The 22,227-nt window shown below is 71.2% G+C and carries 20 protein-coding genes and 1 pseudogene; 11 read left to right on the top strand and 10 right to left on the bottom strand.

The annotated features are described in order from the left end of the window. Positions 1-28 precede the first annotated feature (28 nt). Together LO772_RS12555 and LO772_RS12550 are read right to left on the bottom strand one after the other, a co-directional pair. Positions 29-763, bottom strand: coding sequence for an ATP-binding protein (locus tag LO772_RS12555; RefSeq protein ID WP_231778486.1), 735 nt, complete (start codon positions 761-763; stop codon positions 29-31). A gap of 1 nt (position 764) precedes the next feature. Beyond that, positions 765-1,031 carry a hypothetical protein gene (locus tag LO772_RS12550; RefSeq protein WP_231778485.1) on the bottom strand — a complete coding sequence of 89 codons (267 nt, stop codon included), beginning with the start codon at positions 1,029-1,031 and terminating at the stop codon, positions 765-767. A gap of 257 nt (positions 1,032-1,288) precedes the next feature. Here LO772_RS12550 and LO772_RS12545 point away from each other — a divergent pair, with 257 nt between their 5' ends. Further along, positions 1,289-2,647 (top strand): hypothetical protein, encoded by a 1,359-nt coding sequence (locus LO772_RS12545; protein WP_231778484.1) that lies wholly within the window; start codon positions 1,289-1,291, stop codon positions 2,645-2,647. A 57-nt stretch (positions 2,648-2,704) separates the two neighbouring features. Beyond that, complete coding sequence (locus LO772_RS12540; RefSeq protein ID WP_231778483.1) at positions 2,705-3,226, top strand: UTRA domain-containing protein; 522 nt, start codon at positions 2,705-2,707, stop codon at positions 3,224-3,226. Positions 3,227-3,417: 191 nt separating this feature from the next. On the opposite strand, the gene LO772_RS12535 is transcribed toward LO772_RS12540, so the two are convergent. The 6 genes from LO772_RS12535 to LO772_RS12510 form a co-directional block, all read right to left on the bottom strand. Then, on the bottom strand, positions 3,418-4,461 hold the full coding sequence (locus tag LO772_RS12535; protein ID WP_231778482.1) for an SGNH/GDSL hydrolase family protein: 1,044 nt from the start codon (positions 4,459-4,461) through the stop codon (positions 3,418-3,420). 280 nt (positions 4,462-4,741) lie between these two features. Beyond that, on the bottom strand, positions 4,742-6,448 hold the full coding sequence (locus LO772_RS12530) for a relaxase/mobilization nuclease domain-containing protein (protein WP_231778481.1): 1,707 nt from the start codon (positions 6,446-6,448) through the stop codon (positions 4,742-4,744). 16 nt (positions 6,449-6,464) lie between these two features. Next, complete coding sequence (locus tag LO772_RS12525) at positions 6,465-6,920, bottom strand: MobC family plasmid mobilization relaxosome protein (protein ID WP_231778480.1); 456 nt, start codon at positions 6,918-6,920, stop codon at positions 6,465-6,467. 777 nt (positions 6,921-7,697) lie between these two features. Next, positions 7,698-8,276, bottom strand: coding sequence for a hypothetical protein (locus LO772_RS12520; protein WP_231778479.1), 579 nt, complete (start codon positions 8,274-8,276; stop codon positions 7,698-7,700). Positions 8,277-8,695: 419 nt separating this feature from the next. Next, positions 8,696-10,276, bottom strand: a complete 1,581-nt coding sequence (locus LO772_RS12515; RefSeq protein ID WP_269453196.1) for a DnaB-like helicase N-terminal domain-containing protein — start codon at positions 10,274-10,276, stop codon at positions 8,696-8,698. A 97-nt stretch (positions 10,277-10,373) separates the two neighbouring features. Beyond that, complete coding sequence (locus LO772_RS12510) at positions 10,374-10,577, bottom strand: helix-turn-helix transcriptional regulator (protein ID WP_231778478.1); 204 nt, start codon at positions 10,575-10,577, stop codon at positions 10,374-10,376. A 94-nt stretch (positions 10,578-10,671) separates the two neighbouring features. On the opposite strand from LO772_RS12510, the gene LO772_RS12505 reads away from it, so the two are divergent. Then, positions 10,672-11,169 (top strand): helix-turn-helix domain-containing protein, encoded by a 498-nt coding sequence (locus tag LO772_RS12505; RefSeq protein WP_231778477.1) that lies wholly within the window; start codon positions 10,672-10,674, stop codon positions 11,167-11,169. After that, positions 11,138-12,292, top strand: a complete 1,155-nt coding sequence (locus LO772_RS12500) for a tyrosine-type recombinase/integrase (protein WP_231778476.1) — start codon at positions 11,138-11,140, stop codon at positions 12,290-12,292. Before LO772_RS12505 ends, LO772_RS12500 begins: the two co-directional genes overlap by 32 nt. A gap of 4 nt (positions 12,293-12,296) precedes the next feature. Here the strand turns inward: LO772_RS12500 and sodN are convergent, their stop codons facing one another. Continuing rightward, positions 12,297-12,701 (bottom strand): superoxide dismutase, Ni, encoded by a 405-nt coding sequence (gene sodN, locus LO772_RS12495; protein ID WP_231778475.1) that lies wholly within the window; start codon positions 12,699-12,701, stop codon positions 12,297-12,299. 142 nt (positions 12,702-12,843) lie between these two features. On the opposite strand from sodN, the gene sodX reads away from it, so the two are divergent. Then, positions 12,844-13,230, top strand: coding sequence for a nickel-type superoxide dismutase maturation protease (sodX, locus tag LO772_RS12490; protein ID WP_231778474.1), 387 nt, complete (start codon positions 12,844-12,846; stop codon positions 13,228-13,230). 206 nt (positions 13,231-13,436) lie between these two features. Here sodX and LO772_RS12485 read toward each other — a convergent pair whose 3' ends face one another. Beyond that, a complete protein-coding gene (locus tag LO772_RS12485) occupies positions 13,437-14,027 on the bottom strand; it encodes a CGNR zinc finger domain-containing protein (RefSeq protein WP_231778473.1) in 591 nt (196 codons plus the stop codon). 405 nt (positions 14,028-14,432) lie between these two features. Between LO772_RS12485 and LO772_RS12480 the strand changes: the two genes are divergently transcribed. From LO772_RS12480 to LO772_RS12455, 6 genes and pseudogenes are all read left to right on the top strand, one after another. Continuing rightward, positions 14,433-15,626, top strand: a complete 1,194-nt coding sequence (locus LO772_RS12480; RefSeq protein ID WP_231778472.1) for an NAD(P)-dependent malic enzyme — start codon at positions 14,433-14,435, stop codon at positions 15,624-15,626. A gap of 224 nt (positions 15,627-15,850) precedes the next feature. Beyond that, positions 15,851-16,813: a zinc-binding dehydrogenase gene (locus LO772_RS12475; protein WP_231778471.1), complete on the top strand. Its 963-nt coding sequence runs from the start codon at positions 15,851-15,853 to the stop codon at positions 16,811-16,813. 138 nt (positions 16,814-16,951) lie between these two features. Further along, on the top strand, positions 16,952-18,496 hold the full coding sequence (locus tag LO772_RS12470) for an ABC transporter substrate-binding protein (RefSeq protein WP_231778470.1): 1,545 nt from the start codon (positions 16,952-16,954) through the stop codon (positions 18,494-18,496). A gap of 157 nt (positions 18,497-18,653) precedes the next feature. After that, positions 18,654-19,194: pseudogene (locus LO772_RS12465) on the top strand (VTC domain-containing protein); the annotation flags it as partial. Positions 19,195-19,383: 189 nt separating this feature from the next. Continuing rightward, on the top strand, positions 19,384-20,772 hold the full coding sequence (locus LO772_RS36075; protein WP_331717345.1) for a PucR family transcriptional regulator: 1,389 nt from the start codon (positions 19,384-19,386) through the stop codon (positions 20,770-20,772). A 467-nt stretch (positions 20,773-21,239) separates the two neighbouring features. Further along, positions 21,240-22,163 (top strand): ABC transporter ATP-binding protein, encoded by a 924-nt coding sequence (locus LO772_RS12455; protein ID WP_231778469.1) that lies wholly within the window; start codon positions 21,240-21,242, stop codon positions 22,161-22,163. Positions 22,164-22,227 lie beyond the last annotated feature (64 nt).

Here is a 22,227-nt window from a genome sequence, read left to right as displayed (position 1 = left end):
GGCTCAAGGGAGTGCGGGTTGCTCCGTGTCACACGGAGCCGACGCCCATCTGTCTGACGAAGGCGCGCGTCAGGTTCGCGGCGTCGTGTTCGTCCAAGCGACGTGCCAGGGAAGCGCCTTCGGCAAGAAGCGTGGCGATCCTGTCGCCGACGGGGCGCAGCCGCGACAGCGAGGGGATGAAGCCCATTACGTGCGCTTCGGTGAGGTGCACGGTCAACGGGTCCTTCGATGCCGCCGGGTAGGCGGGCGGCAGGCCCATGCGGTAGGCGTAGCCGTTCAGTTCGCTCGGCTGGACGTCGATCGGGGCCAACGGCTCCAGCGCGCTGGGCACAGAGGACGACGGCGATGAAGGGGCATGAAACACCGCACACACGGCCTTGCACACGCTGTTGACGTGTACCTCGACCTCGTCGGCGAGCTGAGCCACGATCGCGAGACCGCGGCCTCGTGTGACTTCGGCGTCGAGAATCGGCTCGTTGAACTCGGGCAGCAGATGCGGGGCGCTGTCGGTGAGTTCCACGACGAAACGGCTGCTCTGCCATCGGATGGTCACGAGGAAGTCGTTGGCGCCGTCGGCATGTTGCACGGCGTTGGCTGCCAACTCGTCGGCCACGAGCCGGGCATCGTCGGGATCGATGCCGAAGCGGGTCGCCTGGGCTCCCACGTGGTCGCGTGCGACCTTCACCGAGGAGCTGGTCGCCGGCAGTCGCCACGACCACACCAGGCAGACGCGGTCCATGGGGTTCTCGGTGGTCGGGGTCATCTCACTCCCTCATGTCCACCGCTGCGGGAGCGCCGAGGCGGCGGCAGCCGGTTCGCAGTTCGCTCTCCAAGCGGATGAGTTCCGCTGCGTGCGCGTGCGCTTCGTCGGCGAGCGCTTCGGCCTCCTGGGACGTCAGCGGGAGCGGCCCGTCGCTCGACGCGTCACCAGGCCGGAACACCAGTACGCGCGACATCTGCGGGTCAGCGGTGACAAGGCTCCCGACGGGAATGTCGTAGACGGTGGGCATGTCGGCGCGGCGGCCTTCCATAGATCCCCCTCTGTTGGAAACCGTGGCCGCCATTTCACTCTCGGTGGAGCATGAGCACAGTCCCCGGCGAGGGTCTATCTGGTTTATCGCCGGTCAAATTGGTTCACGTGGTTTCGCGCCGTGGTTTAAGTGGTTTACGCCACGCCGTAGTTCGGACAACTTGGTGCGGCGCGCCCGCGCCACGCGGCACAGTGGTGGCGTATCCGCCGGTAGTTCGCGCACTGTTGGACAGGCACGTGATCCGAGAGGTGCAGGCCATGAGTCCTGATCCCACACCGTTCGCGATGTACCTCCAAACGTCGGGCCTGACGCCGGAAAAGCTGGCGCGCGAGCTGAACCGGCGCCACGGGGCAGGCACCGTCGGTCAGAAATCCGCGTTCTATTGGAAGCGCCCCGGAAAGGCACCGAAAGAGCCCGCATTACAGGTGGCCGTCGCCCGCCTGCTCGGCGACAAGATCGGCCGGGACCTTGCCGTCACCGACCTTTGGCCGCACCTGGAAACGGATGCGGTCGTACGCGCGGACGACGGGCTGGACCGGCCATGGACACAGGAGGGCACGCGCTCCGCCATCGCCGAGATCATCAGGAGGCCACTGATGGACGCCCGCACGCTGACACCGCTCATCGGCTCAGCACTGACCCGCAACGCCCTCGACTGGCTCCTCCAAGAACCCCCGCCCCTGCGCGAACAACTCGACGGCGCGCGCGTATCGAGCACCATGCTCGACGTCATCGACGCCCGGATCGGCGACCTGCGCCGCCTGGACGACGAACAAGGCGGCGGGCAGATGCTCCTCGACTTGGCGATGCACGACCTGCGGTGGGTCGGCGGGCTCATCAAGAACGGCACCTACGACACCGCTGCCGCTCGCCGCCTGCACGCCGCCACCGCCGAACTCGCGCAATTCGCCGGATGGATCGCGTTCGACTCCGGCGACCACCCCGAGGCGCAACGCCTGTGGATGGTCGCGCTGAGAGCCGCCCACACGGTGGGCGACGACCTATTCGGCGCGCACGTCCTCAGCAGCCTGGGCTACCAGTCCGTCTGGACAAACCACGCCGAGGACGCCGTCGTGATCCTGCGTACCGGACGGGCCGGCATCCGCAGGCACCGCGGCCGGGTCTACGCCCTCCTCGCCTCCCGGCAGGCCCGCGGGCACGCCCTGCTCGGCCAAGAACGCGAGATGCAAGCCTCCCTCGAAGCAGCCGCAGCGGCAGCCGCCAACGGCGCAGAGGCCGACCCCAAATGGTCGTACTGGATCACCGACGCGGTCCTCACCGGCGACCGGGGCCGCTCCTGGCTCGACGTCGGTCGACCCGACCGGGCGGTCCGCGAACTCGAATCCGGGCTCGCCGCCTTCGGAACCTCCCAACCGCGCAACCGCGCGCTCCACCACACCTCGATCGCGCTCGCCTACAGCACCCAGGGCGAGTACGACGCCGCGGCGGCGGCAACCCACCAGGCGCTCGACCTGGCGAACGCTCTGGCGTCCGATCGGATCTATGCGCGCATCGCCGAGCTGGCCCCGGCCCTCTCCGCCACCGACGCGGCGCCCGCTGTCGAGGCCGTGGCCCGAGTGAGGGACACCCTCTCCGCACCACGCGGCGTCCGCTAGCTGCACCCCCGGCCGCCTATTACCGTCGAAACGATCACCCCGACTTGAGGAGCCCCCGTGGCACGGACTTTGACTCGCAAATTCACGAACCGCTTCCCCGGAGACGGCGGCCAGTGGCGCGGTTACTACAAGGACCTGGCCGACGCCGGCCTCACACCGGACGTCAAGACCGGCATCAGCCACGCCCCCGCCCCGGCCGACGTCGCGGCCCTGCTGGGATCTGACGGCGACGTCCTCCAGCGCGCACGCATCATGGGCGAGACGGGCGGCACCACCTACCAACTCGCGACGAGCTACTTCACGCCGGCGGTCGTCGCCGCCATCCCGCGGCTCGCCGAGCAGGACACCGGGCCGGGCGGGATGTACGCCCTGATGGAGGAACACCACAGCCTCCGCCAGGACGAACACCTCAGCACCCCGGTCGCCACGGCCGAGGAAGCCCACGCGCTCGGCCTCCGCGAAGGCGACCGCGTGATCCGCAGCGTGAGGATCACCCGCTCCGAGACAGACGGCACCGTCCTGGAGGTCACGGTCGCAGCGATGAATCCTGACCTGAATGTGATCGAGTTCGCGAACTGAGCGAACCCGAGAACCACAGTTCCGGTCGACAGCGCCGGAATGACGAACGCCCCGCGTTTCCACGCGGGGCGTTCGTGATGATCGACGCAGTTGGTTGGATCCTCATCGGGGTTGATAGCGGTAAGGGGCTCGTATTCAACCGCCGCCGGTTTCCCATGCAACCCGGCCTGCTGGCGATCGGGCGGGGTCGGTCAGCCTTCGAGGAGGGCGATGCGGATCGCTCGCTCCACGTGGGCCGCGGTGTTGGCGTGGCCTGCGGCGTTGGGGTGGACCAGGGTGACGCGCTTGTCGATGAGGCCGCAGTTCAGGATCGTGTTGGGGAGCTTGGCGGGCCAGTAGTCCTCGGCGTCGCCGCAGATACCCTCGACCCACTTGGTGTCCGCGGGCTGGCAGGCGTCGTGGCCCACGCTGGAGGAGTAGACGTCGACGTAGCGGTCGCCGAAGAACTGCGAGACCCGCTGGATCGTGCTGTTCAGCTGCGTGAGGACGTCGTCGCGGAGCCAGTCCACGTCGGCGTGCGTGATCGAGCCGAGCTCGGTGAGGAGCAGGCGGTTGCAGTCGCTGCCTTCCGTCGGCAGGACGGCCGGGTACCCGATCGTGATCACCTTGGCGTTGGGCGCGGCCTGGTGCACCAGGGCCAGCATCTCGATGTACTCGTCCTGGACCCGGGCGAGCTTGTCTTGGATGCTCTCCTCGCCCTCAGGAGGATTGGTGTAGTAGTCGCGGCAGGACTGGCCGCTCGCACCCTGTTCGAGGCATTTGAGGAGCATGCCGCCGAAGGGCAGGCTGTTGCCGCCGACGCCGATGGTGACGACATCGGTCTGGTCATTGAGGCCGGCCCGCGTGATCTGCGGGTCCACCGCGGTCCATCCGTCGGCGGGTGGCTCAACCGGACTGACCGGTGTCTGCTTGGTCTTGGCGATGTCGGCGATGGTGGCGTTGCCGCAGCTGACGTTGGTCAGGTGGACGGGCTTGCCCGGCGGGAACTCGGCAAGCTCCCGGTCGACGACGCCGGGGTAGGCGTCGCTGGTGCGGTCGCAGCCGTCCCGCGACGCATCACCCAGGGCGGGCTGCGGGTCGCCGACGAAGCCGCCGGCGGTGTACGAATCGCCCAGCGCGGCCCACTCGTACTGATCAGCCGCACCGGCGGAACCGGAGGGCACAAGTGTGGCAGCAGCCAGCACGAGCCCGACAGCCAGCGCGCGCGTACGCAGGCGGGAGACAGGGTGTCGCATCGAATCTCCAGGGTCAACGGAATACGCCCGGGCCGGAACACGACCTCTGGGCGGAAGGCATCTCAACCAAGATCATCCATCCAGTTGGGCGGCTCTTTTGGTGAATCGCACCAAACACGCCCGATCGGGCTAAAAGATCAGATATTTGTGGTGTTGCCGGGTACCGCAGGTCAAGATCCCACCCTGGGCAGCAGCCAATCTGTCGGGCGGTTCGCCCACGGCGGCCCGGGAACGCGGCAACGCGCCGCCCGGATGACGGGCGGCGCGTCGGCGTTGGGAGTCAGCGCGTTCGGTTGCGCGGTGCCGGAACCGTGGACCGTGCGGTTGGGGTGCGGCCGACCGCATCGGGGGCGGCATGGTGGCGGATCGCGCGCATACGGGCGGCGTTGGTGCGGGCGCTGGGTGTGGTGGTGATGCGCCAGGTCAGTACGTGCGCGGGGCGGTCTGCGGTGTCGAGTTCGCGTTGTTCGGCGGCCGTTCGCAGGATCTGGGCGGGGCGGTGGCCGGCGGTCTCGGCGCGGGCGAGTGCTGCGGCGAGGGCGGGCCAGGCGTCGTCGTTGAGGATGCGCTCGGCGTGGTCGGGGACGGTGCTGCGGACGATCTCGGCGTAATTCTGGATGGTGGTATCCGGGAGGGGCTTGCGGGTTAGCTCGGTCAGGAGCGGCTGCGTGGCGGCGGTGTACGCGGTCCGCAGGTGGGTGAGGGTGACTCGGGCGGCGTCGGCTTGCTGTCGGTGGCGGCGGGCTTGGTGCCACAGGACGGCGGCGATCGCGACGAGGACGAGGGTGGTGAGCAGGGTGGCGAGCGCATCGCCGGGTTGGGGGCGGCCGGGCGGGGTGTCGAGCAGGTGTTTGGCGGCGGCCCTCAGTGCGGCGGCGCGCTGGTGGTCGGCGCGGCGGGCGGTCTGCGTGGCGCGGTGGAAGGCCCTAGCCGCGGCTCGGAGTTCGGCGCGTAGGTCGGGTGGGGCGGTGGCCGCTGTGGTGTGAAGGAGTTCGCCGTACGCCACCAGGTACGCCTCGGCCGTGCCCGGTGCGTCGCCGCTTTCTCCGCCGTCGGTCTGGCGGTCGGTATCCGCGTCGAGGAAGGCGTGGGCGGGGCGCAGCGCCTGCTCGGCGTGCTGCCAGGGGTGGAGGGTGCGGTCGGGGTATTCGGCCAAGTGGTCTTGGGCGGCCAGGCGTTGGCGGACTTGGACGATGGACAGGTCGCGGCCGAGTTTCGCGCCGGAGAAGTAGACGTCGCTGTCGGGGACGGCGACGCTGTAGCCGGTCGTGTCGCCGCTGGGGGCGATACGGAACTTGACCTTGATACCCAGGAGTTCGAGGGTCGAGAAGAACTCCGCCTCGCTTCGGGCTGCGATGAGCGCGGCGGTGACCTGGTCGCGCAGCCATTCGCGGTCGGTGGTGGGTTTGCCCTGGCGACGGGCCTTGGCGACTTCGGCGCCGGTGGGGGACTTGGGGGCGGTGTGGTCGCCCTGTTTGAGTTGGCGCAGTCCGAACTCGGCTTCGATCCTGCGGCATTCGTCCTGGGCGCGCTGCCCGTCGCGGTGCGTCCTGGCCCGGCGGCCGTCGAGGCGGACGGTGGTGGCGAGGATGTGGATGTGGTCGTCCGCGTGCCGAACCGCGATCCACCGGCAGGCCTGGTCGTCGCGTTCAGGAGCGATACCGGTCGCGGCGACGATCCGTTGGGCGACCTGCGCCCACTCGGCGTCGGTGAGGTAGCGGTCCTCGGGGGCGGTGCGTACGGGGCAGTGCCACACGTGTTTGGGCGGGCGAGGACCGAGTTCGGCGGTGCGCAGGTCGACGTACTGGTCGAGGCGCTTCGCGAGTTGGGTCAAGGTCGCTTCGTCGTCGCGGCCGGGGTCGGGGGCGCCGGCCATGTCCCAGGCGGCGACGATGTGGGGGTCGAAGTGCTCGTCGCGGCGTCCGGGGCCGTAGAGGTAGGCGAGCAGTCCGCGCGTGTGCGATCCGGTGGAAACGTCGGGGACCAACGGGTTCCCTCTCCTCTCAGGCGGTGGTGCGGTCGGCGGGAGTCGGCGCGGCGGAAGACGTATCGATGGGGTCCGGGGATTCCGCCGCGTGTCCGGTGATCTCGTCGTGGACGGAGTCCAGGACGCCATGGACGTGCAGTTGGCTGTCGCGGACCGCAGCGAGGACTTCCTCGGCGTCCGCAGTGAGAGCGGTGCCGAGGTGGGTCGCGCGGGTGACCTGATTGAGGTTGTTGCCGATCCTGGCGAGCTGGGTCGCGAGGCCGTTGAGGGTCGTCACCAACGGGCGAAGCGGATCGGCGTCCGGGCTCGCGTGGACGACGGACGCGTCCGCGCGGACCGCGGCGGCGATGGCGTCCCCGGCGTAACCGGACGGCGTGAGGCCGTGCTCCTCGGCCGCGTCCTGGACGGCGGCGAACACCGTCGGGGTGACCCGGGCGGCGATGGATTTGCTGCGTGCTTCTCGGGTTCGCAAGCGGTAGCGGCGGCCCTTGGACGGAGTGCGCGTTGAGGTGGGTGGTGCGGTTGGCGGAGTCTCGCCGACGCGGTGCCCGTGCTGTTTGGGGTCGTGGCCGCCCTCGGCCGCGCCCCCACCCTCCGGCGCCCCCTGGCGCTGGAGGTCCCCTGCCACCCCCGGGGCTGGGGCGAGCGCGATCGATACCCGCAAAGGGTATCGATCGTTCCAGCTCGCTCCCCCTGGGAGGGACGAACCGGCTTCGGTGACACGGGTGTTCGAGTCGATATTGTCAGCGCCTACGGCCGGGGGTCGCTGGGGCGGCGGGCTTCCCGTCGACGCGGTCGGGCGGTCCGGGGTGGTGGGCGTGGTCAGGGTGGGGCCTCCTCAATGGTCAGGCGAGTCGTCGTGCGGGCTGACGGGTGACCGGCGGCCGGACTGACCGTTTGCCCGCGGACGCGAGTTGGCGGTCGGCTGTCTCCGTGACCGGAACCTCAGGCCAAGGCCGTGGTTACCGAGCGGATATCCGGTATCGGGTCCGGAGTTCGCGGTGCAGCGGACGCGAGCTCGTAGGAGTCCGCGTCCGCGTTCGCGTCCGAACATGGAGTCCGCTGCCGGACGAGGGTGGCGTCCGCGTCCAGCGATGGCGTCCGGAGAAGGCGTCCGCTGGTGGAGTCCGCGTCGTGGGATGGAGTCCGCGTCCGAATACGGGTTCGACCGCAGGTACGTCGTGAGTCGTCGGGAGGTGCCCGGTCCGGGAACGCGCGGCGCTCAGCGCCAGGATTTCCGGAGGAGCGGTCAGGCCTCGTCGGGCAGGTCAGGGCGGATGGGGCGCCCGCCGAGGATCTGTCGCACCTGCTCGGTGATGGCGTCCATGAGCGTCAGGATGGTCAGGCCGACGGCGCGGCCGGCGCGCCTGCCGATGAACGTGCCAGGACGCGGATCGAACATGTGGTAATCGGCCGGGTCGTTCTGCTCGGCGAGGTCGTCGTACGCGTCCCAGTACCGGTGCAGGATTTTGACGACGGCTTCCAGCAGGCCCAGGAACACCGAGGGCGGGGCGGTCACGTCGCTCCCAGGCTCGGTGTTCGGGACGATGTCCGGTTGGCCCACGCCCGCGACCGCGGTGTGCGGGGCGGGCAGGAAGGCGGCGGCTGCGGACTCCAGGAACCGGGACATGACGCGCAGTGCCTCGTTGGCGCGCTGCTGCCCGCCGGGGGCCTCCTCGGCGGTGACGACGTCGCGCAGCAACTGCTGTGTGCGGTCGTGGACGGCGTACCGGCACAGCGGGCGCGGCACGCCGAGTGCGAGCGCGGCCGTAACGCCTGCGCAGGCGGTGTGGTCGGTGTGCACGGCGGGGTCGTGGACGGAGGTCATGCGGATGCCTTTCCGGCGGACGGGTGCGGGGAGTTGCGGTGATGGATTGCGGAGTGCGATCACGGTGCCTGCGGACGGGCGTTCACGCGGAACCCCCTCCTAAAGGGGGCTCCGCGCGTGAACGATGGCCGCGTGTACGGCGTGTACGGTCGCGTGATCGCCTGACCAGCGGTTTTGCCGCACGCGTGAGCGGTGAATGAGGGCCGTGAACGATGGGGGACATTTCGGGCGCGTGTACGGTCCCGTGAACGCTCGTGGGCGAGCGGATGAGCGGGCTTGCGGCAAGCACGCGTGGCCTCTTTGAGGAGTCGGGGGGCGCCGTGTGCGCGGGACGCCGAAGAGCGGCCCGTCGGGTCCAGCGCGCGGGGCGGGCCGGGATCCCGACGGGGGCTGCGTGGGCTGTGGAGGGTCCTGACGGCTTACCGCACGGCGCTGAGCGGTGCGGTGGCCTGGTAGCGGGCTTCCTGCCCGCCGCGTACGCCGCCTGCGGCTCCAGGGCTCTTGGTCGCCAGGCCGGTGCGGACCAAGCGGTCGAGGTTGCGGCGGGCTTTCTCGACATCGGCGCGGCCGGGGTTGGGGGTGCCGGAGAGGGTGCAGGCCAACTCGCGGACGGTCATGCCGTGCGGGCTCTTGTGGAGAAGCGTGAGGGGGTCGTAGGTGTCCTCGACGAATGTGGTGCCGCGGTCGTGGTCGTGGACGACCGGCAGTGGCCCGATCTCTCCCGTGACGCACTTGAGCTGATGGATCGTCACCGCCGGGTCACCGGCCTCGCCCTGGATGAACAGCACGCTGCCCGCCCCTGACGTGATCCAGGTCGAGCCGTACACGCGGTCCAGTGCCGGTCGCCCGCCGCGTGGGGCCTCGGCGGGGGTCTTGCGCTGGTGGTGCAGCTCCATGACCTCCACCCCGCCCCGCAGCGCGCGCATGCGGGCGTTGTGGAAGGCGACGGCCGCGGCGTCGTCGACCATCGTGGAGACCGCGTCCTTGAGACTGTCGATGATCACGGTGTCGGCCCGGTAGGCTGCGGCGAGGTCGGCGAGCAGGTCGGGTTCCTTGTCGAGGGTGACGGGGAGCGGACCCTGCCACACCACCAGCCGGTCCCGCAGTACGCCTTCGTCGGACTCGTAGACGCGCCGCGCCATGGCGCGGGCGATCTGCTGGGGGCGGTCCATCGCCAGATACAAGATCCGCTCACCCTCGGCGACCGGCAGATCCAGGACCGCAGCTGCGAGTCCAAGGCGGGCCATGACCACTTGGTGGGCGAGCGTGGTTTTGCCGACGCCGGGCGGGCCGACGATCATCAGCGACTCGCCGGATGCCCACGCGGTCTGCTCGCGCGTGCCCCAAAGCGGCTGCTTGTCCGCGCCGGTCTTGGTGACGAAGTCCCAGCCGCTGACCACGAACCGGGACAGTCGGCCGCTGCCGGAGGCGAGGGACAGCTCGTGCTCCTCGCGCAGCGCGGTGTCGAGCGCGGCGCGGATCTCGTCAGGGTCTGCGTCCTCAGCATGGGTGCGCTGGATGGTGGTGGCGGCAGCTTGCTGCAGGCGCCGCAGTGCGGCTTGGCGGCGCACGATCTGCGCATAATGGCCGACGTTCGACGCCGTCGGCGGAGCCGCGACGAGGGTGTGCAGATACGGCGCGTCGCCTACGAGCGTGAGGCGGCCCGTCCGGGCGAGGTGGTCGTGCAACACCACCACGTCTGTCGGTTTTGCTTCGCCGTGCAGCTCCAGAAGCGCACGCCACACGTGCTCGTGCGCGGGGCGCAGGAAGTCCACCCCGGCGATGATCTGCCGCGCCTCGTCGAGCGCGGCGGGGCTGAGGATGCATGCCCCCAGCACCGCCTGCTCGGCCATCAGGTCGTGCGGAAGTCCGGCAAGCGGCGGGTATGGGTGGGCATCGTCCTCCGGTGCGGCGGATGGCGCGGAGCCGGGGGAGGACGTAAAGTTGCGGGTCACGAGTTCCTCACCGGTGAGCCGGAACCTGGCAGTTCCGCTCACCATGGACTGGTCGTTCGGTATCGGGGCGATCTCGTAGGGCTCGTCGCGGTCCCCGGTGTTGGAGCACCAGGGACCGCTTTCGTTTGGGGTCAGGGCGTGGTCACGCCGCCCACCGCATGCCCTGCTCGGCCTGTTGCCTGGCCATTTCCGCGTCGAAGCGGTCGAGTTCCGCTTCCGCGTACAGCACGCGTCGTCCGACCTTCACGCCTTTGGGCCCGTAGCCGATGTGCCGCCAGTAGCGGACCGTGCTGGGGGCCGTGCGGTATCGCTCGGCGACTTCGGCGGTGGTGTAGTAGCGCGTCACTATGCTCCTGGGGGTTGGATTCTTATGCTGTCGTGCTAACGTACCACACCGAGGTTGGTATTCCATGCCGAGAGGGGTTGGTACGGTTGGTCGCATGACGGACAGCGACGGGCGCGTGAGCGCTGAGGCCCTCGTGGCCCACAACCTGCGACACCTACGGAAGGCGATGCACCTCTCGCAAGAGCACATCGCCGATGCCATGACCGAGCGCGGGTTCAAGATGCACCAGACCCAGGTGGCCAAGATCGAGAACGGCTCGCGGCCGATCCGCCTCGATGAGGCCATGGCGATCGCGGACATCCTGAGCATCCCGCCGCTCGCGTTCATCAGCGAGGCGGTCGTCGGCGCGGGCGACCGCGAGTTCGACCTGCTCCAGGCGCGATTCCGCGTCGACGCCGCCGAGGCGGACGTCGAGCGGCTGATGGAGCAGCACGACGAGGCGGTCCAGCACTTGGAAGCGGAGCGCCGACGGCTCCGACAACTGGCCGACGATCTCGGCCTCGACACCCTGCCCCCGCCGCTGCGGGGACTTCTTGCCCCCTACCTTGAGGAGGAATCAGTTGGCGAGCATCCAGAAGCGCCCGAACGGTAAGTGGCGTGCCCGCTGGTACGACGAGGACCGTCAGGAGCGCTCACGCCACTTCGACCGCAAGGTCGACGCTCAGCGTTGGCTCGACCAGGTCACCGCGAGCATCCTGACCGGTCAGTACGTCGACCCGAAGGCCGGCCGCGTCAAGCTGCAAGCCGTTGCCGAGGACTGGCAGAAGAGCCAGGTCTGCGCCGAGGGAACGGCCCGCATCAACGACAACGCACTGCGGCTCCACATCAACCCGGCGCTCGGGCAGCACGCGATCGCGACGATTCGTCGCACGCATGTTCAAAAGTTCGTAAAGCTTCTGTCCGAGGAACTGGCTCCGGGCTCCGTCCGAAACGTGTACGACGTCCTGGCCCGGGTCATGCAATCAGCGGTCGACGACCGCGTCATCGCCTCCACGCCCTGCCGTCGGATCACCCTGCCCAAGCTGCCCGACACGGAGGTGGTGCCGCCGACGATCCAGGAAGTCCAGGCCATCGCCGACGCGATGCCGGACCGCTATCGGGCCGCCGTGATCCTCGCCGCCGGCTCCGGCCTGCGGATCGGGGAGATCCTCGGGCTCAAGGTCTCCGACATCGACTTTCTGCGCCGTACCGTCCGCGTCGAGCGACAGCGGACGCAGGACGGCGAGATCAACCCCCCGAAGACCCAACGGTCGTACCGCACCGTGCCCGTCGGCCAGGTCGTCATTGACGCCCTGGCGCTCCACCTCGCGGCCTTCCCGACCGACGCGTGGGTCTTCACCGACGAGCGGGGCAAGCCGTTGCTGTACCGACGGTGGCGCACGGTCTGGAACGCCGCCTATCGGGCCATGCAGAAGGCGGCCGACGCCGTTGCGGACAAACTCGGCCAGCCGCGCCACACGATCACCGTCTGGACGGTGCACGACCTGCGGCACTTCTTCGCCTCGGCGCTCATCGCCGGTGGCGCGTCCGTGAAGCAAGTCCAGGTAGTACTCGGGCACTCCTCGGCGGTCATCACCCTGCGGGTGTACTCGCACCTGTGGCCCGGAGACGAAGACCGCACCCGGTCCGTCATGGATTCCGTGCTGGAAATCCTACGGACCGGGTACGGACCGGCAGACCCTGCGGAAGGCGTTCCCGCAGGTCAGACGGCTTAGATCGTCACGCCGCCTTTTTGGTCTCCCAGAAGATCGCGTCGATCTGGCCGATCAGGTCGAGCAGGGCGGTGCCGGTGGCCGGGTCGTTCGAACCCTTGGTGCCGCCCGCGCCCGCCGCCTTGATCGCGTCGTTGAACAGGGTGTGCAGGTTCGGGTACTTCTCGAAGTGCGGCGCCTTGAAGTAGTCGCTCCACAGCACCGACAGGTGGTGCTTGACCAACTCGGAGCGCTGCTCCTTGATCTCGATCGCCCGGGCGCGGAACGCCGGGTCCTCGTTGGCCTGGTACTTCTCCTGGATCGCCTTGACCGACTCGGCCTCGATGCGGGCCTGGGCCGGGTCGTACACGCCGCAGGGGAGGTCGCAGTGCGCCTCGGCGGTCACGGTACGCGCGAACAGACGAGCGAACATGTGGGTCCTTTCTGTGATCGTCTTCCCACGGGGGACACTACTCCCGGGGCAGCCGGTTTTCCCGGCCACCCCGGTTGCGTGGTGGGTGTGTTCGCCGGTTGTTCAGGCCGCGGGTCGGGCGCCCGGAGGGACGGAGAGGGCATTGGCTGACATCCGGGAGGAATCCCGCCGCCGGCTGCCCTGGGGTCTGGCGGACGTGCGCGGGGGATCGATGCTGCCGAACCTCGCCGACGGCGACCGCGTTCTCGTGCGGTACGGCGCCCGCGTCCGCCGCGGGGACGTCGTCCTCGCGCTGCGGCCGGACCGCCCCGGGGTCGCGATGGTCAAACGCGCGGCCGAACGCGAGGGCGGCGGCTGGCGGTTGCTCGGCGACAACCCCCATCGCAGCACCGACAGCCGCGAGTTCGGGCCGGTGCCGGACGCGTTGGTGCTCGGCCGGGTGCTGGCGGTACGGCGCCCGCGCGGCGGGCGGCGGCTGTCGCTGCCGCGTTGGCGGCGTGTGGGCGACGACAACCCGTTCGCGGACTGACCGCGGTCGTGGCCCCCGAAGGGCTGCGGTGCCCGCCGCGGCCCGGCGTGCGGCGGCCTCGTCGGCCGTGGTCCGAGGTGGTCTGCGGTGGTCCGTGCGCGGCCAAGACAGCGCGGCCGGGCGCGGGCGCCGACCCGGCGAGTCGGCGGATCACCGGCTCGGCGCGAGACCCCTGGGGGCACGCCGCGGCGCGGTGCCCGTCGGCGTCACGGGAGTTCGTGGCCCCGGGGGGCCGCTCCCAGCGCGTCGACCGCTCGCGCGGACTTGCGGCGGGCCCGGTACTGCGCGACGTTCGCACGGGTCGAGCACCGGTCCGAGCAGTAGCGCCGCGACCGGTTGGCCGACCCGTCCACGAACACGTTGCGGCACGGTGCCGCCTCGCACACGCCCAGGCGGTCCACGCCGAGGGACGTCATCCGCACGGCGAGGCCCATCCCGGCCACCGCCGCGTACGACTCGGCCGCGCCCGACTGCTCGTCGGAGAGGTGGATGTGCCACGGCTTGCCGTCGTGGCCGGTGACACGCGGGTGTACGGGATATTCGGCGAGCAGCCCGTTGAGGGTGGCGACCGCGTCGTCGTGGCGGCCCTCGACCGCGTCGGTGAAGACCGCGCGCAACCGGGCGCGGACCGCGCGCAACCGGGGGACGTCCGACTCGGTGACCCGCGAGGGCGGACGGCCGAGCGCGTCGAGCAGCCGCGCGATGTCGCCGGTCGTGCGCAGGTCGTCGGTGCCGCGGCCGGGGGCCTCGGTGTTGACCAGCCGGACCGCGTATTCGGCGTACGCGGCGAGTTCCACGACAGTCCGCCTTCCGGGGGAGATCGGCGCTCGGGCCGCCGTCCGCGCTCCGGGGCCGACCGGGTCGTTGCGGACTTCGGGGCCGAATTCTGTGGCGGCGGTTACAGCAACCCTACTGTCCGTCCCGCTAACTTGGGCGGCCGTGGGCGGTACGCGCGGAAGACTGCGGCGGACGGCGTCGCCGCCCCGATGAACCTGCGTTCGGGGGCTGTGCCAGGCTGGACGGCACGGGTGACCCCCGTACCCTCGTCGGATCGCGAGCACGGACACAGTGCCGGCGCCGCCGAGGCAGGCAGCATCCAGCGGTGTTTCACGGACACCACTTCAGGCCCGAATCCCTGAGGGTGGTGGACGGTCGCAAATGGAGCTGCACCACTTACTTACTGCATTGACAAAGGGGTCACTGTGGCAGCGGAGATCATCCCCACGGAGAGCACCACGCCGGACGACGTCGATCCGGCATTCGCCCTGCATCGGGGCGGCAAACTGGAGATCCGCTCGACGGTTCCGGTCCGCGACAAGGACGATTTGTCGCTGGCCTACACCCCGGGTGTCGCCCGGGTGTGCACCGCGATCGCCGAGAACGCCGACCTGGTGAACGACTACACCTGGGTGTCCAACACGGTGGCGGTCGTCACCGACGGCACCGCCGTGCTCGGTCTGGGCGACATCGGCCCCAAGGCCTCCCTCCCGGTCATGGAGGGCAAGGCGCTGCTGTTCAAGCAGTTCGGCGGGGTGGACGCGGTTCCGATCGCGTTGGACTGCACCGATGTCGACGAGATCGTGGAGACCGTCGCGCGCCTCGCGCCGTCGTTCGGCGGCGTCAACCTGGAGGACATCTCGGCGCCGCGCTGCTTCGAGGTGGAGCGCAAACTCCAGGAGCGCCTGGACATCCCGGTGTTCCACGACGACCAGCACGGCACCGCCATCGTCGCCCTCGCGGCGCTGCGCAACGCCGCCACGGTGACCGGGCGCGAGCTGAAGGACCTGCGCGCGGTCATCTCGGGCGCGGGCGCGGCCGGTATCGCCATCGCGAAGATCCTGCTGGAGGCGGGGATCGGCGACCTGTGCGTGGTCGACTCGCGCGGCATCGTGCACGAGGGCCGCGACGACCTGACGCCGGTCAAGCGCCTGATCGCCGAACTGACCAACAAGGCCAAGCTCAAGGGCCCGATCGACGAGGCCCTGCGCGGAGCGGACGTCTTCCTCGGCGTCTCGGCCGGCAAGGTGCCGGAGGAGGTCGTGGCGACGATGGCGCCGAACGCGCTGATCTTCGCGATGGCCAACCCCGACCCGGAGATCATGCCGGAGGTCGCGCTGAAGTACGCCGCGGTCGTGGCGACCGGGCGCAGCGACTACCCGAACCAGATCAACAACGTCCTGGCGTTCCCCGGCGTGTTCGCGGGCGCGCTGTCGGTCCGCGCGTCGCGGATCACCGAGGGCATGAAGGTCGCGGCGGCCGAGGCCCTCGCGGCGGTGGTCGCGGACGAGCTGTCGCCCGACAAGGTCATCCCGAGCCCGTTCGACGAGCGGGTCGCGCCGGCGGTGACGCTGGCGGTGGCCGAGGCGGCCCGCCGCGACGGTGTCGCCCGGCGCTGATCTTCCCGCGGTCGGAACGCGATTCCGCGGCCCGCGCCCGTTTCCCGCGGCGGTTGCGGGATCGCGTTCCGACGGCGGACCCGCCCGCACCCGCGGTCTCCGGCGGCGGGCCGCGCCCGCTCTCCTCGCCTCGCCCGTCGATCACGCACGATGTGGCGCGGGGGTGGCGCGGGAGGCGGTGGTCGCCCGTTGTCCTGCCCGTTCGTCTCGATAAGGTCGCAGCCATGTTCGCCGTGAGTGCCGTCCGCATCAGTCCCGACGACCCGCTGTCGGGTCTTGAGCTGGGAGAGCGTCCCGATCCGGGGGTGCGGTCGCCGTTGCCGCCGGGATGGACGACGGTGACGGTCAAGGCCGCGTCGCTGAACCACCACGACCTGTGGACCCTCAAGGGCGTCGGGATCACCGAGAAGGCCCTGCCGATGGTGCTCGGGTGCGACGGGGCCGGCATCGACGAGGACGGCAACGAGGTCGTCCTGCACTCGGTGATCGGCGGGCTTGGCACCGACGAGCCGCGGTCGATCCTCACCGAGAAGTACGACGGCACGTTCGCCGAGAAGGTCGCCGTACCGCGCTGGAACCTCCTGCCGAAGCCGAAGGAGCTGTCCTTCGAGGAGGCGGCCTGCCTGCCCACCGCGTGGCTCACGGCGTACCGCATGCTGTTCACCAACTCCGGGGTCCGGCCCGGCGGGACGGTCCTCGTGCAGGGCGCGGGCGGCGGTGTCGCGACGGCGCTCGTGGCGCTCGGCAAGGCGGCCGGCTTCCGCATGTGGGTCACGAGCCGGGACGCGGCCAAGGGCGAGCGGGCCGTCGAGTTGGGGGCCGACCGCGCGTTCGCGTCCGGCGAGCGGCTGCCGGAGCGGGTCGACGCGGTCATGGAGACCGTGGGCGAGGCGACGTGGAGCCATTCGCTGCGCAGCCTCAGGCCGGGCGGGACGGTCGTCATCTCCGGGGCCACCAGCGGGTCGAACCCGTCGTCGGGGGAGCTGACCCGGATCTTCTTCCAGGAGATGCGCGTCGTCGGGTCGACGATGGGCGACCGCGACGAGCTGGCCGGGCTGCTGAGCCTGTGCGCGACCGGAGGGGTGCGTCCGGCGATCGACACCGTGCTGCCGCTGGACCGGGCCCGCGAGGGGTTCGCGCGCATGGCCGACGGCGAATTGTTCGGCAAGGTCGTCTTCACCGTCTGACTCCGGGGCGCCCGGGTGCCGGTCCGGCCAGGGGCGCGGGTGCCGCCCCGGCGGGGAGCAGCCCTTACGCTTACCTCCGACCGCCTACGAAGCAGCCGGTCGCCGGCTCTGTGTCGCGCGCCGGAAAGGACAGTGCGCATGAATCTGGGCCGACGCCGCTTTCTGGTCCTCGGTGCGGGGACCGGCCTCGCGGTGGCGGCGGGCGGGCTGCTCACCGGGTGCGGGGGCGGGGACCCGGCGCTCAAAACCGGCGGTGAGCTGGTGGTCGGGCTGCCGGTGTATCCCGAGTCGCTCAACCCGGCCCACGGAGTCGCGGAGGAGGCCCGCTGGGTGTCCGATCCGGTCGTCGAGGCGCTGTACGCGTACCGCGACGACACGACGCTCGAGCCGGTGTTGGCCGCCGCGGATCCGCAGGTGTCGGCGGACGGCCTGGTGTGGACGATCCGGCTGCGTCCGGGGATCACGTACGCCGGGGGCGCGCCCTTCGACGCGCACAGCGTCGCGGCCTGCCTGACCCGGGTCTCGTCCGCGCGGACGGCCGGGGAGTGGGCGCCGTATCTCGGTGGGCGGATCGGTGCGGTCACCGCCGTCGACCCGCTGACCGTGCGCATAGAGCTGCCGAAACCGTTCGGAATCCTGCGGCAGTTCCTCGCGAACCTGCCGATCCCGCACGCCGGTTCGCTCGACGACCCGCAAGCGCTCGTCGGGACGGGCCCGTTCGCGGTCGAGACGGTCGTGCCGGGTGAGTCGGTGCGGCTCCGCCGCAATGGCGAATACCGGGGCCCCCGGCCCCCGTTGGACGCGATCGAGTTCCGTGTCGCGGCGCCCGGAGCGACCCGGGTGGGCGACCTCAAGGCCAAGCGGATCGGTATCGACCCCCGGCTCGCGGCGGACCAACTCCGGCCGCTGCAAAAGGTGAAGGGCATGCAGGCCCACGCCGTGTCCGCACCGGCCGACCTGGTCACCGCGCTGAACATGCGGCGGGCGCCGTTCGACAACATCGCTGTGCGCCGGGCGCTCGCGGCCGGCATCCCGCGCAAGCCGGTGCGGGACAGCGACTTCAAGGGCTTCGCGGTGATCGGCCAAGGCCCGATCGGGCCCGCCACGGAGGGCTGGGACGCGGCGTACGCGCCCTACCCGGAGGTCGTCGACGGCGACCGGGTACGGGTGTTGCTCGGCGAGTCGGGGGTCACCGGCCCGATCGACTTCACCGTGCTGCTGCGGGCCGACGACGGCCTGCGCAAGCCCGCCGAGACGCTGGCCCGCCAGTGGGCCGACTTCGGCCTGCGCGCCCGGATCGACGAAGTCCCCGGCGACGTGTGGCAACAGCGGCGCCGGGCCGGGGAGTTCGATCTGGCGATGGCGATCCGCCGGCCCGCCGGCGCGGCCGGGCGCACCGCGTTCGACGTCCTGGCCCCGGCCGCGTCCACGCACCCGGACAACACCGGCTACCGCAACGCCGAACTGGACCGCCTTCTTGAGGAGGCGTGGGCGGTCAACGAGGCGAGCCGCCGTGCGAAGCTGTGCCGCCTCGCCAACGAGATCCTGGTCCGCGACGCGGTGATGATGCCGCCGGTGTACCCGCGCTTCCTGATCGGCCAGAGCCGCGGCGTCGAATCCCTGAACGAGAAGCAAATGGCTTTGGGGAGCCTGGAGTTGGCGACCCTGCACCTGCAGAGCTGACGCGGCGTGCGGCGCGCCCGGGCGGCGCGTTCACGATGAGTCCACCGAGAAGTCACCACCCGTTCATCCTCCGTTTCTCATCTCTTTCTCATGAGTCGACGGTTTCTTTGCCCGTGCAGGCGAAGGGCCGCTACGACATGGCGAGGTGAGGAGAGGGATGTTCCGGCGACGCGACAGGCACGTGCGGGGGAGGGCACCGGCCGGGGCCGAACCGCCGCCTCCCACACCGGCCGTGGACGATGACGACGGGGCGCGTGACCGACGGCTGGGCGTGGCCGGCCGGTTGCACGCGTTCAACCGCGACGAACTCAAGTACCTCGTCCCGGTCGCGCCGGTCGACGCGCTCCGCGACGAGATGGCCGAGCGCATGGACCGCGACCCGCACGCCCCGGGTCGGTGGCTACGGGGTGTGGAGCGTCTATTACGACACCGCCCACCTGCGTTTCTACTGGGAGAAGATCGAGGGCCTGAAGTTCCGGCGCAAACTCCGGATCCGCCACTACGGCGACCCGGCAAACGTCGGCGGCGACTCCCCGGTGCAGGTCGAGATCAAGCAGCGCGTCAACCGCGTGACGCAGGAACGGCGCATCGGACTGCCGTACGACACCGCGCCGCGGCTGTGCGACCGCCGCGAGATGATCGACCACACCGCGGGCGAACGGGCGTTCGTCCACAAGGTGTTGGACCTGGTGGTCCGGGGGGCGACCGGCCGCGGGCCGCCGACCGTGCGGCGGTCCGCGGCCACTCGGGCGCCCGGCGGCGGTGTGCGCGGCGGCCGACACACGCGTACCGCACCGGCAAGTCTGTGGGGCGCCACAGGATCGGCGCCGACCACCGAAACGTTACGTCGGCAGGCCCTCCCCCGTGGATGCCTTCGATGGCAGGCTATGGCCTCTGCACGGCGTCTTGTCACGAGCGGTGGAGGCACGATGCACGGTGCGACAACCTCGCTCGGCGCCGCGTCCGCGCCACCGACGGCCCCCGGACCCGCGCACGCACCCGCGCGGGGTGACGGCGCCCCCGCACTCCCGCCGTCGCCACCGGCCGGCGCCCCCGACGTCCCGCCGCTCCGACCCCTCGTCGCCGAGGAGCCGCACGTGCGCTTGCTGCGGCGGGCCGCGCGGGTGTTGCTGGAGCGGCTGCCGGAACTCACCGACCGGCTCGTGACCGCGCTCTACGAGCAGGAGTCGACGTACCGTGACGGCCCCGTGCCGCCGGACCAGGTCCGGCAGGGCTGCCGGGAATCGCTGCGGAGCGCGTTGCTGATCCTGCTCGCGCGGCCCGGCGAGCGGGAACCCAGCCCGCAGACATGGCGGTTGGGGCGTCGGCGGGCCGAACAGGGGCTGCCGTTGGACGCGCTGCTGCACGCGTTCCGGATCGGCGGCGCCATCGTGTGGCAGGCGCTGGTCGAGACCACCATGGAGCGCGAGCCGCAGGACGTCCCCGAGTTGGTGCACGCCGCGACCACGGTGTGGCACGTCGTCGACCACCATTCGACGGTCGTCTCGGACGCGTACCGGAGCCTCGCCGCCGAGCTGACGGTCCATCACCACGAGCGCACACGTGCTTTGTTGGACGCCCTGCTCGACGGCCGAGCGGACCCGGCCGATCTCGGTGCCGCGGCGGCGGTGCTCGACCTGCCCGAGGACGGCCGGTACGCGGTGGCCGTGCTGCGGCACGCGCGACCGGGGGCCGGACGGCACGACCGGCCGCGTACGTCCGGGGCCGAGGGCACCCATCTGCTGTGGCGTTCGCGCGCCGACGCCGAGTTCGCCGTCGCGCTGCTGCACCAAGGCGTCGGCGACCTGGAGGCGTTGGCGGGGCTGGTCGAGGCCCTGCGGCCGTCCGGGGGTTCGCGTGTCGGGATCGGGTTGGTCGTGGACGGACTCGCCGACTTGGGCCGCGCCCGCAGGCTGGCCGAACTCGCGTTGCGCACCTGCGCGTCGGACGGCGACATCGCGCGCCTGGACGAGCGCCTGCCAGCCGCGATGGTGGCCAATCAGACGGACTTGTCGCACGCGCTCGCGACCCGCACGTTCGGCCCGGTCCTCGCGCTCGATCCGGGAGACCGGGACGTATTGCTGGGCACCCTCGCCGCGTGGTTCGACGCGGGCGGCTCCGCCGCGCGGGCCGGCGCCCGGCTGTTCTGCCACCGCAACACCGTCCTCAACAGGCTGCGCCGCTTCGAGCAGCTGACCGGACGGGACCTCGGGCTGCCGCGGGATCTCGTGGAACTCGGGCTGGCCCTGGACGCGTATCGCCTGACGGGGGCGTGATCACCGCCCGTCGTCGGACGGGCGGCGCGACGGGTGAACCGGAACGCCGGTTCGCCACCGCGGGGGAGCGGTCCGACGCATCGAGACGGCCGCGAGCCGACCCCGTCGAAGACCCGGGCCGCGAGCGTGAACAGGCCCGCACGCCGAGCGCGTCCGGCCCGCACACCGGCCCGTGACGCCCCGGCACACCCCGCCCCGACCGATCCCCGACCCCATCCGCCGTAAGGCCACCCCCCGGCATCGCGCATCCCCGCACCCGAGGGCCGCTTCGCACCCCGCCGCCCCCGCCCGCGGTTGTGGCCGCTCACAAGCGTGAGCCCCTGTCGGCCCCCGCCCCTGTGCGTCCGCACAAACGCGCGGAGCCCCGGTTGGTCCGGTGCCACGTCATGTGCCGGGCGTATGGACGATGCGCGCCGGTGCGTGCTGTGGTGTCCGTCACTTCGAGGCTGCGAGAGACAGGAGGCCGGATGCCACGAGGGGAGCACGCACCCGCCCCGGGGACGGACCCCGCGCCGGCGGGCCGTTCCGGCGGGGACGCGTCACGGCCTCGGCCGGGCGGCGACGGCGCGCTCGTCGTCGACCGGCTGCATGTCGCGTACGGCCGTTCCGTCCAGGCGCTGCGCGGGGTGAGCGTCACGGTTCCGGCGAGCGGCATCGTCACCGTGCTCGGGTCCAACGGCGCCGGCAAGAGCACGCTGCTGCGCGCGGTTTCGGGGACCCTCTTCCTGCACCACGGAACCCTCGAGAAAGGCTCGATCACGTACGGCGGCCGGAAGCTCAACGGCCGCGACTCCGTCGCCGCGGTGCGCGCCGGGATCGTGCAGGTCCCGGAAGGCCGCCGGGTGTTCGCGGGGCTGTCGGTCGCGGAGAACCTCACGGCCGGACTGCTCGGCACGGGGGGCCGCCGCTCGCGGCGGGCCCGGCAGGCGCGCGAGCGCGTCTTGGAACTGTTCCCGGTGCTCGCCGAGCGCGAGCGGCAGCACGCGGGGCTGCTGTCCGGCGGCGAGCAGCAGATGCTCGCGATGGGCCGGGCACTGATGGCCGGGCCGCGGCTGCTGCTGCTCGACGAGCCGTCCCTCGGGCTCGCGCCGAAGATGGTCGGCGTCATCGCGTCGGTGGTCCGCGAGATCGCCCGGCAGGGCACGGCCGTGCTGCTGGTCGAGCAGAACGCCGCGGTCGCCCTCGACCTGGCCGATACCGCGTACGTCCTGGACGTGGGCGAGGTCCGGCTCACCGGCGACGCGTCGGAACTGGCCCGGACCGACGAGGTCCGCCGCCTGTACCTGGGGGTGGCCGACGAGGAGCCCGGCGGCGCGCCCGGAGCCGTCGCGGGGCAGCCCCAGGCCGCCGCGACCCCCGCCCGTCCCACGCTGCGGAGGTGGCGAGGTTGACCCGCTCCACATCCGAAGTCACCGTCTCTGAAAGGGAGTTCGATGACGACGGATTCGTCGTTCC

The sequence above is a fragment of the Yinghuangia sp. ASG 101 genome, from assembly GCF_021165735.1.
GTDB lineage: Bacteria > Actinomycetota > Actinomycetes > Streptomycetales > Streptomycetaceae > Yinghuangia.
This window is presented reverse-complemented; position numbering and strand designations above follow the sequence as displayed.

What these genes read in the sequence shown, in the direction of transcription:
- LO772_RS12535 (WP_231778482.1), bottom strand. Translation starts at nt 4,461, where the DNA reads ATGCGACACCCTGTCTCCCGCCTGCGTACGCGCGCGCTGGCTGTCGGG.
- LO772_RS12545 (WP_231778484.1), top strand. Translation starts at nt 1,289, where the DNA reads ATGAGTCCTGATCCCACACCGTTCGCGATGTACCTCCAAACGTCGGGC.
- LO772_RS12505 (WP_231778477.1), top strand. Translation starts at nt 10,672, where the DNA reads ATGACGGACAGCGACGGGCGCGTGAGCGCTGAGGCCCTCGTGGCCCAC.
- sodN (WP_231778475.1), bottom strand. Translation starts at nt 12,701, where the DNA reads ATGTTCGCTCGTCTGTTCGCGCGTACCGTGACCGCCGAGGCGCACTGC.
- LO772_RS12520 (WP_231778479.1), bottom strand. Translation starts at nt 8,276, where the DNA reads ATGACCTCCGTCCACGACCCCGCCGTGCACACCGACCACACCGCCTGC.
- LO772_RS12475 (WP_231778471.1), top strand. Translation starts at nt 15,851, where the DNA reads ATGTTCGCCGTGAGTGCCGTCCGCATCAGTCCCGACGACCCGCTGTCG.
- LO772_RS12550 (WP_231778485.1), bottom strand. Translation starts at nt 1,031, where the DNA reads ATGGAAGGCCGCCGCGCCGACATGCCCACCGTCTACGACATTCCCGTC.
- LO772_RS12555 (WP_231778486.1), bottom strand. Translation starts at nt 763, where the DNA reads ATGACCCCGACCACCGAGAACCCCATGGACCGCGTCTGCCTGGTGTGG.
- LO772_RS12470 (WP_231778470.1), top strand. Translation starts at nt 16,952, where the DNA reads ATGAATCTGGGCCGACGCCGCTTTCTGGTCCTCGGTGCGGGGACCGGC.
- LO772_RS12515 (WP_269453196.1), bottom strand. Translation starts at nt 10,276, where the DNA reads ATGGTGAGCGGAACTGCCAGGTTCCGGCTCACCGGTGAGGAACTCGTG.
- LO772_RS36075 (WP_331717345.1), top strand. Translation starts at nt 19,384, where the DNA reads ATGGCCTCTGCACGGCGTCTTGTCACGAGCGGTGGAGGCACGATGCAC.
- LO772_RS12455 (WP_231778469.1), top strand. Translation starts at nt 21,240, where the DNA reads ATGCCACGAGGGGAGCACGCACCCGCCCCGGGGACGGACCCCGCGCCG.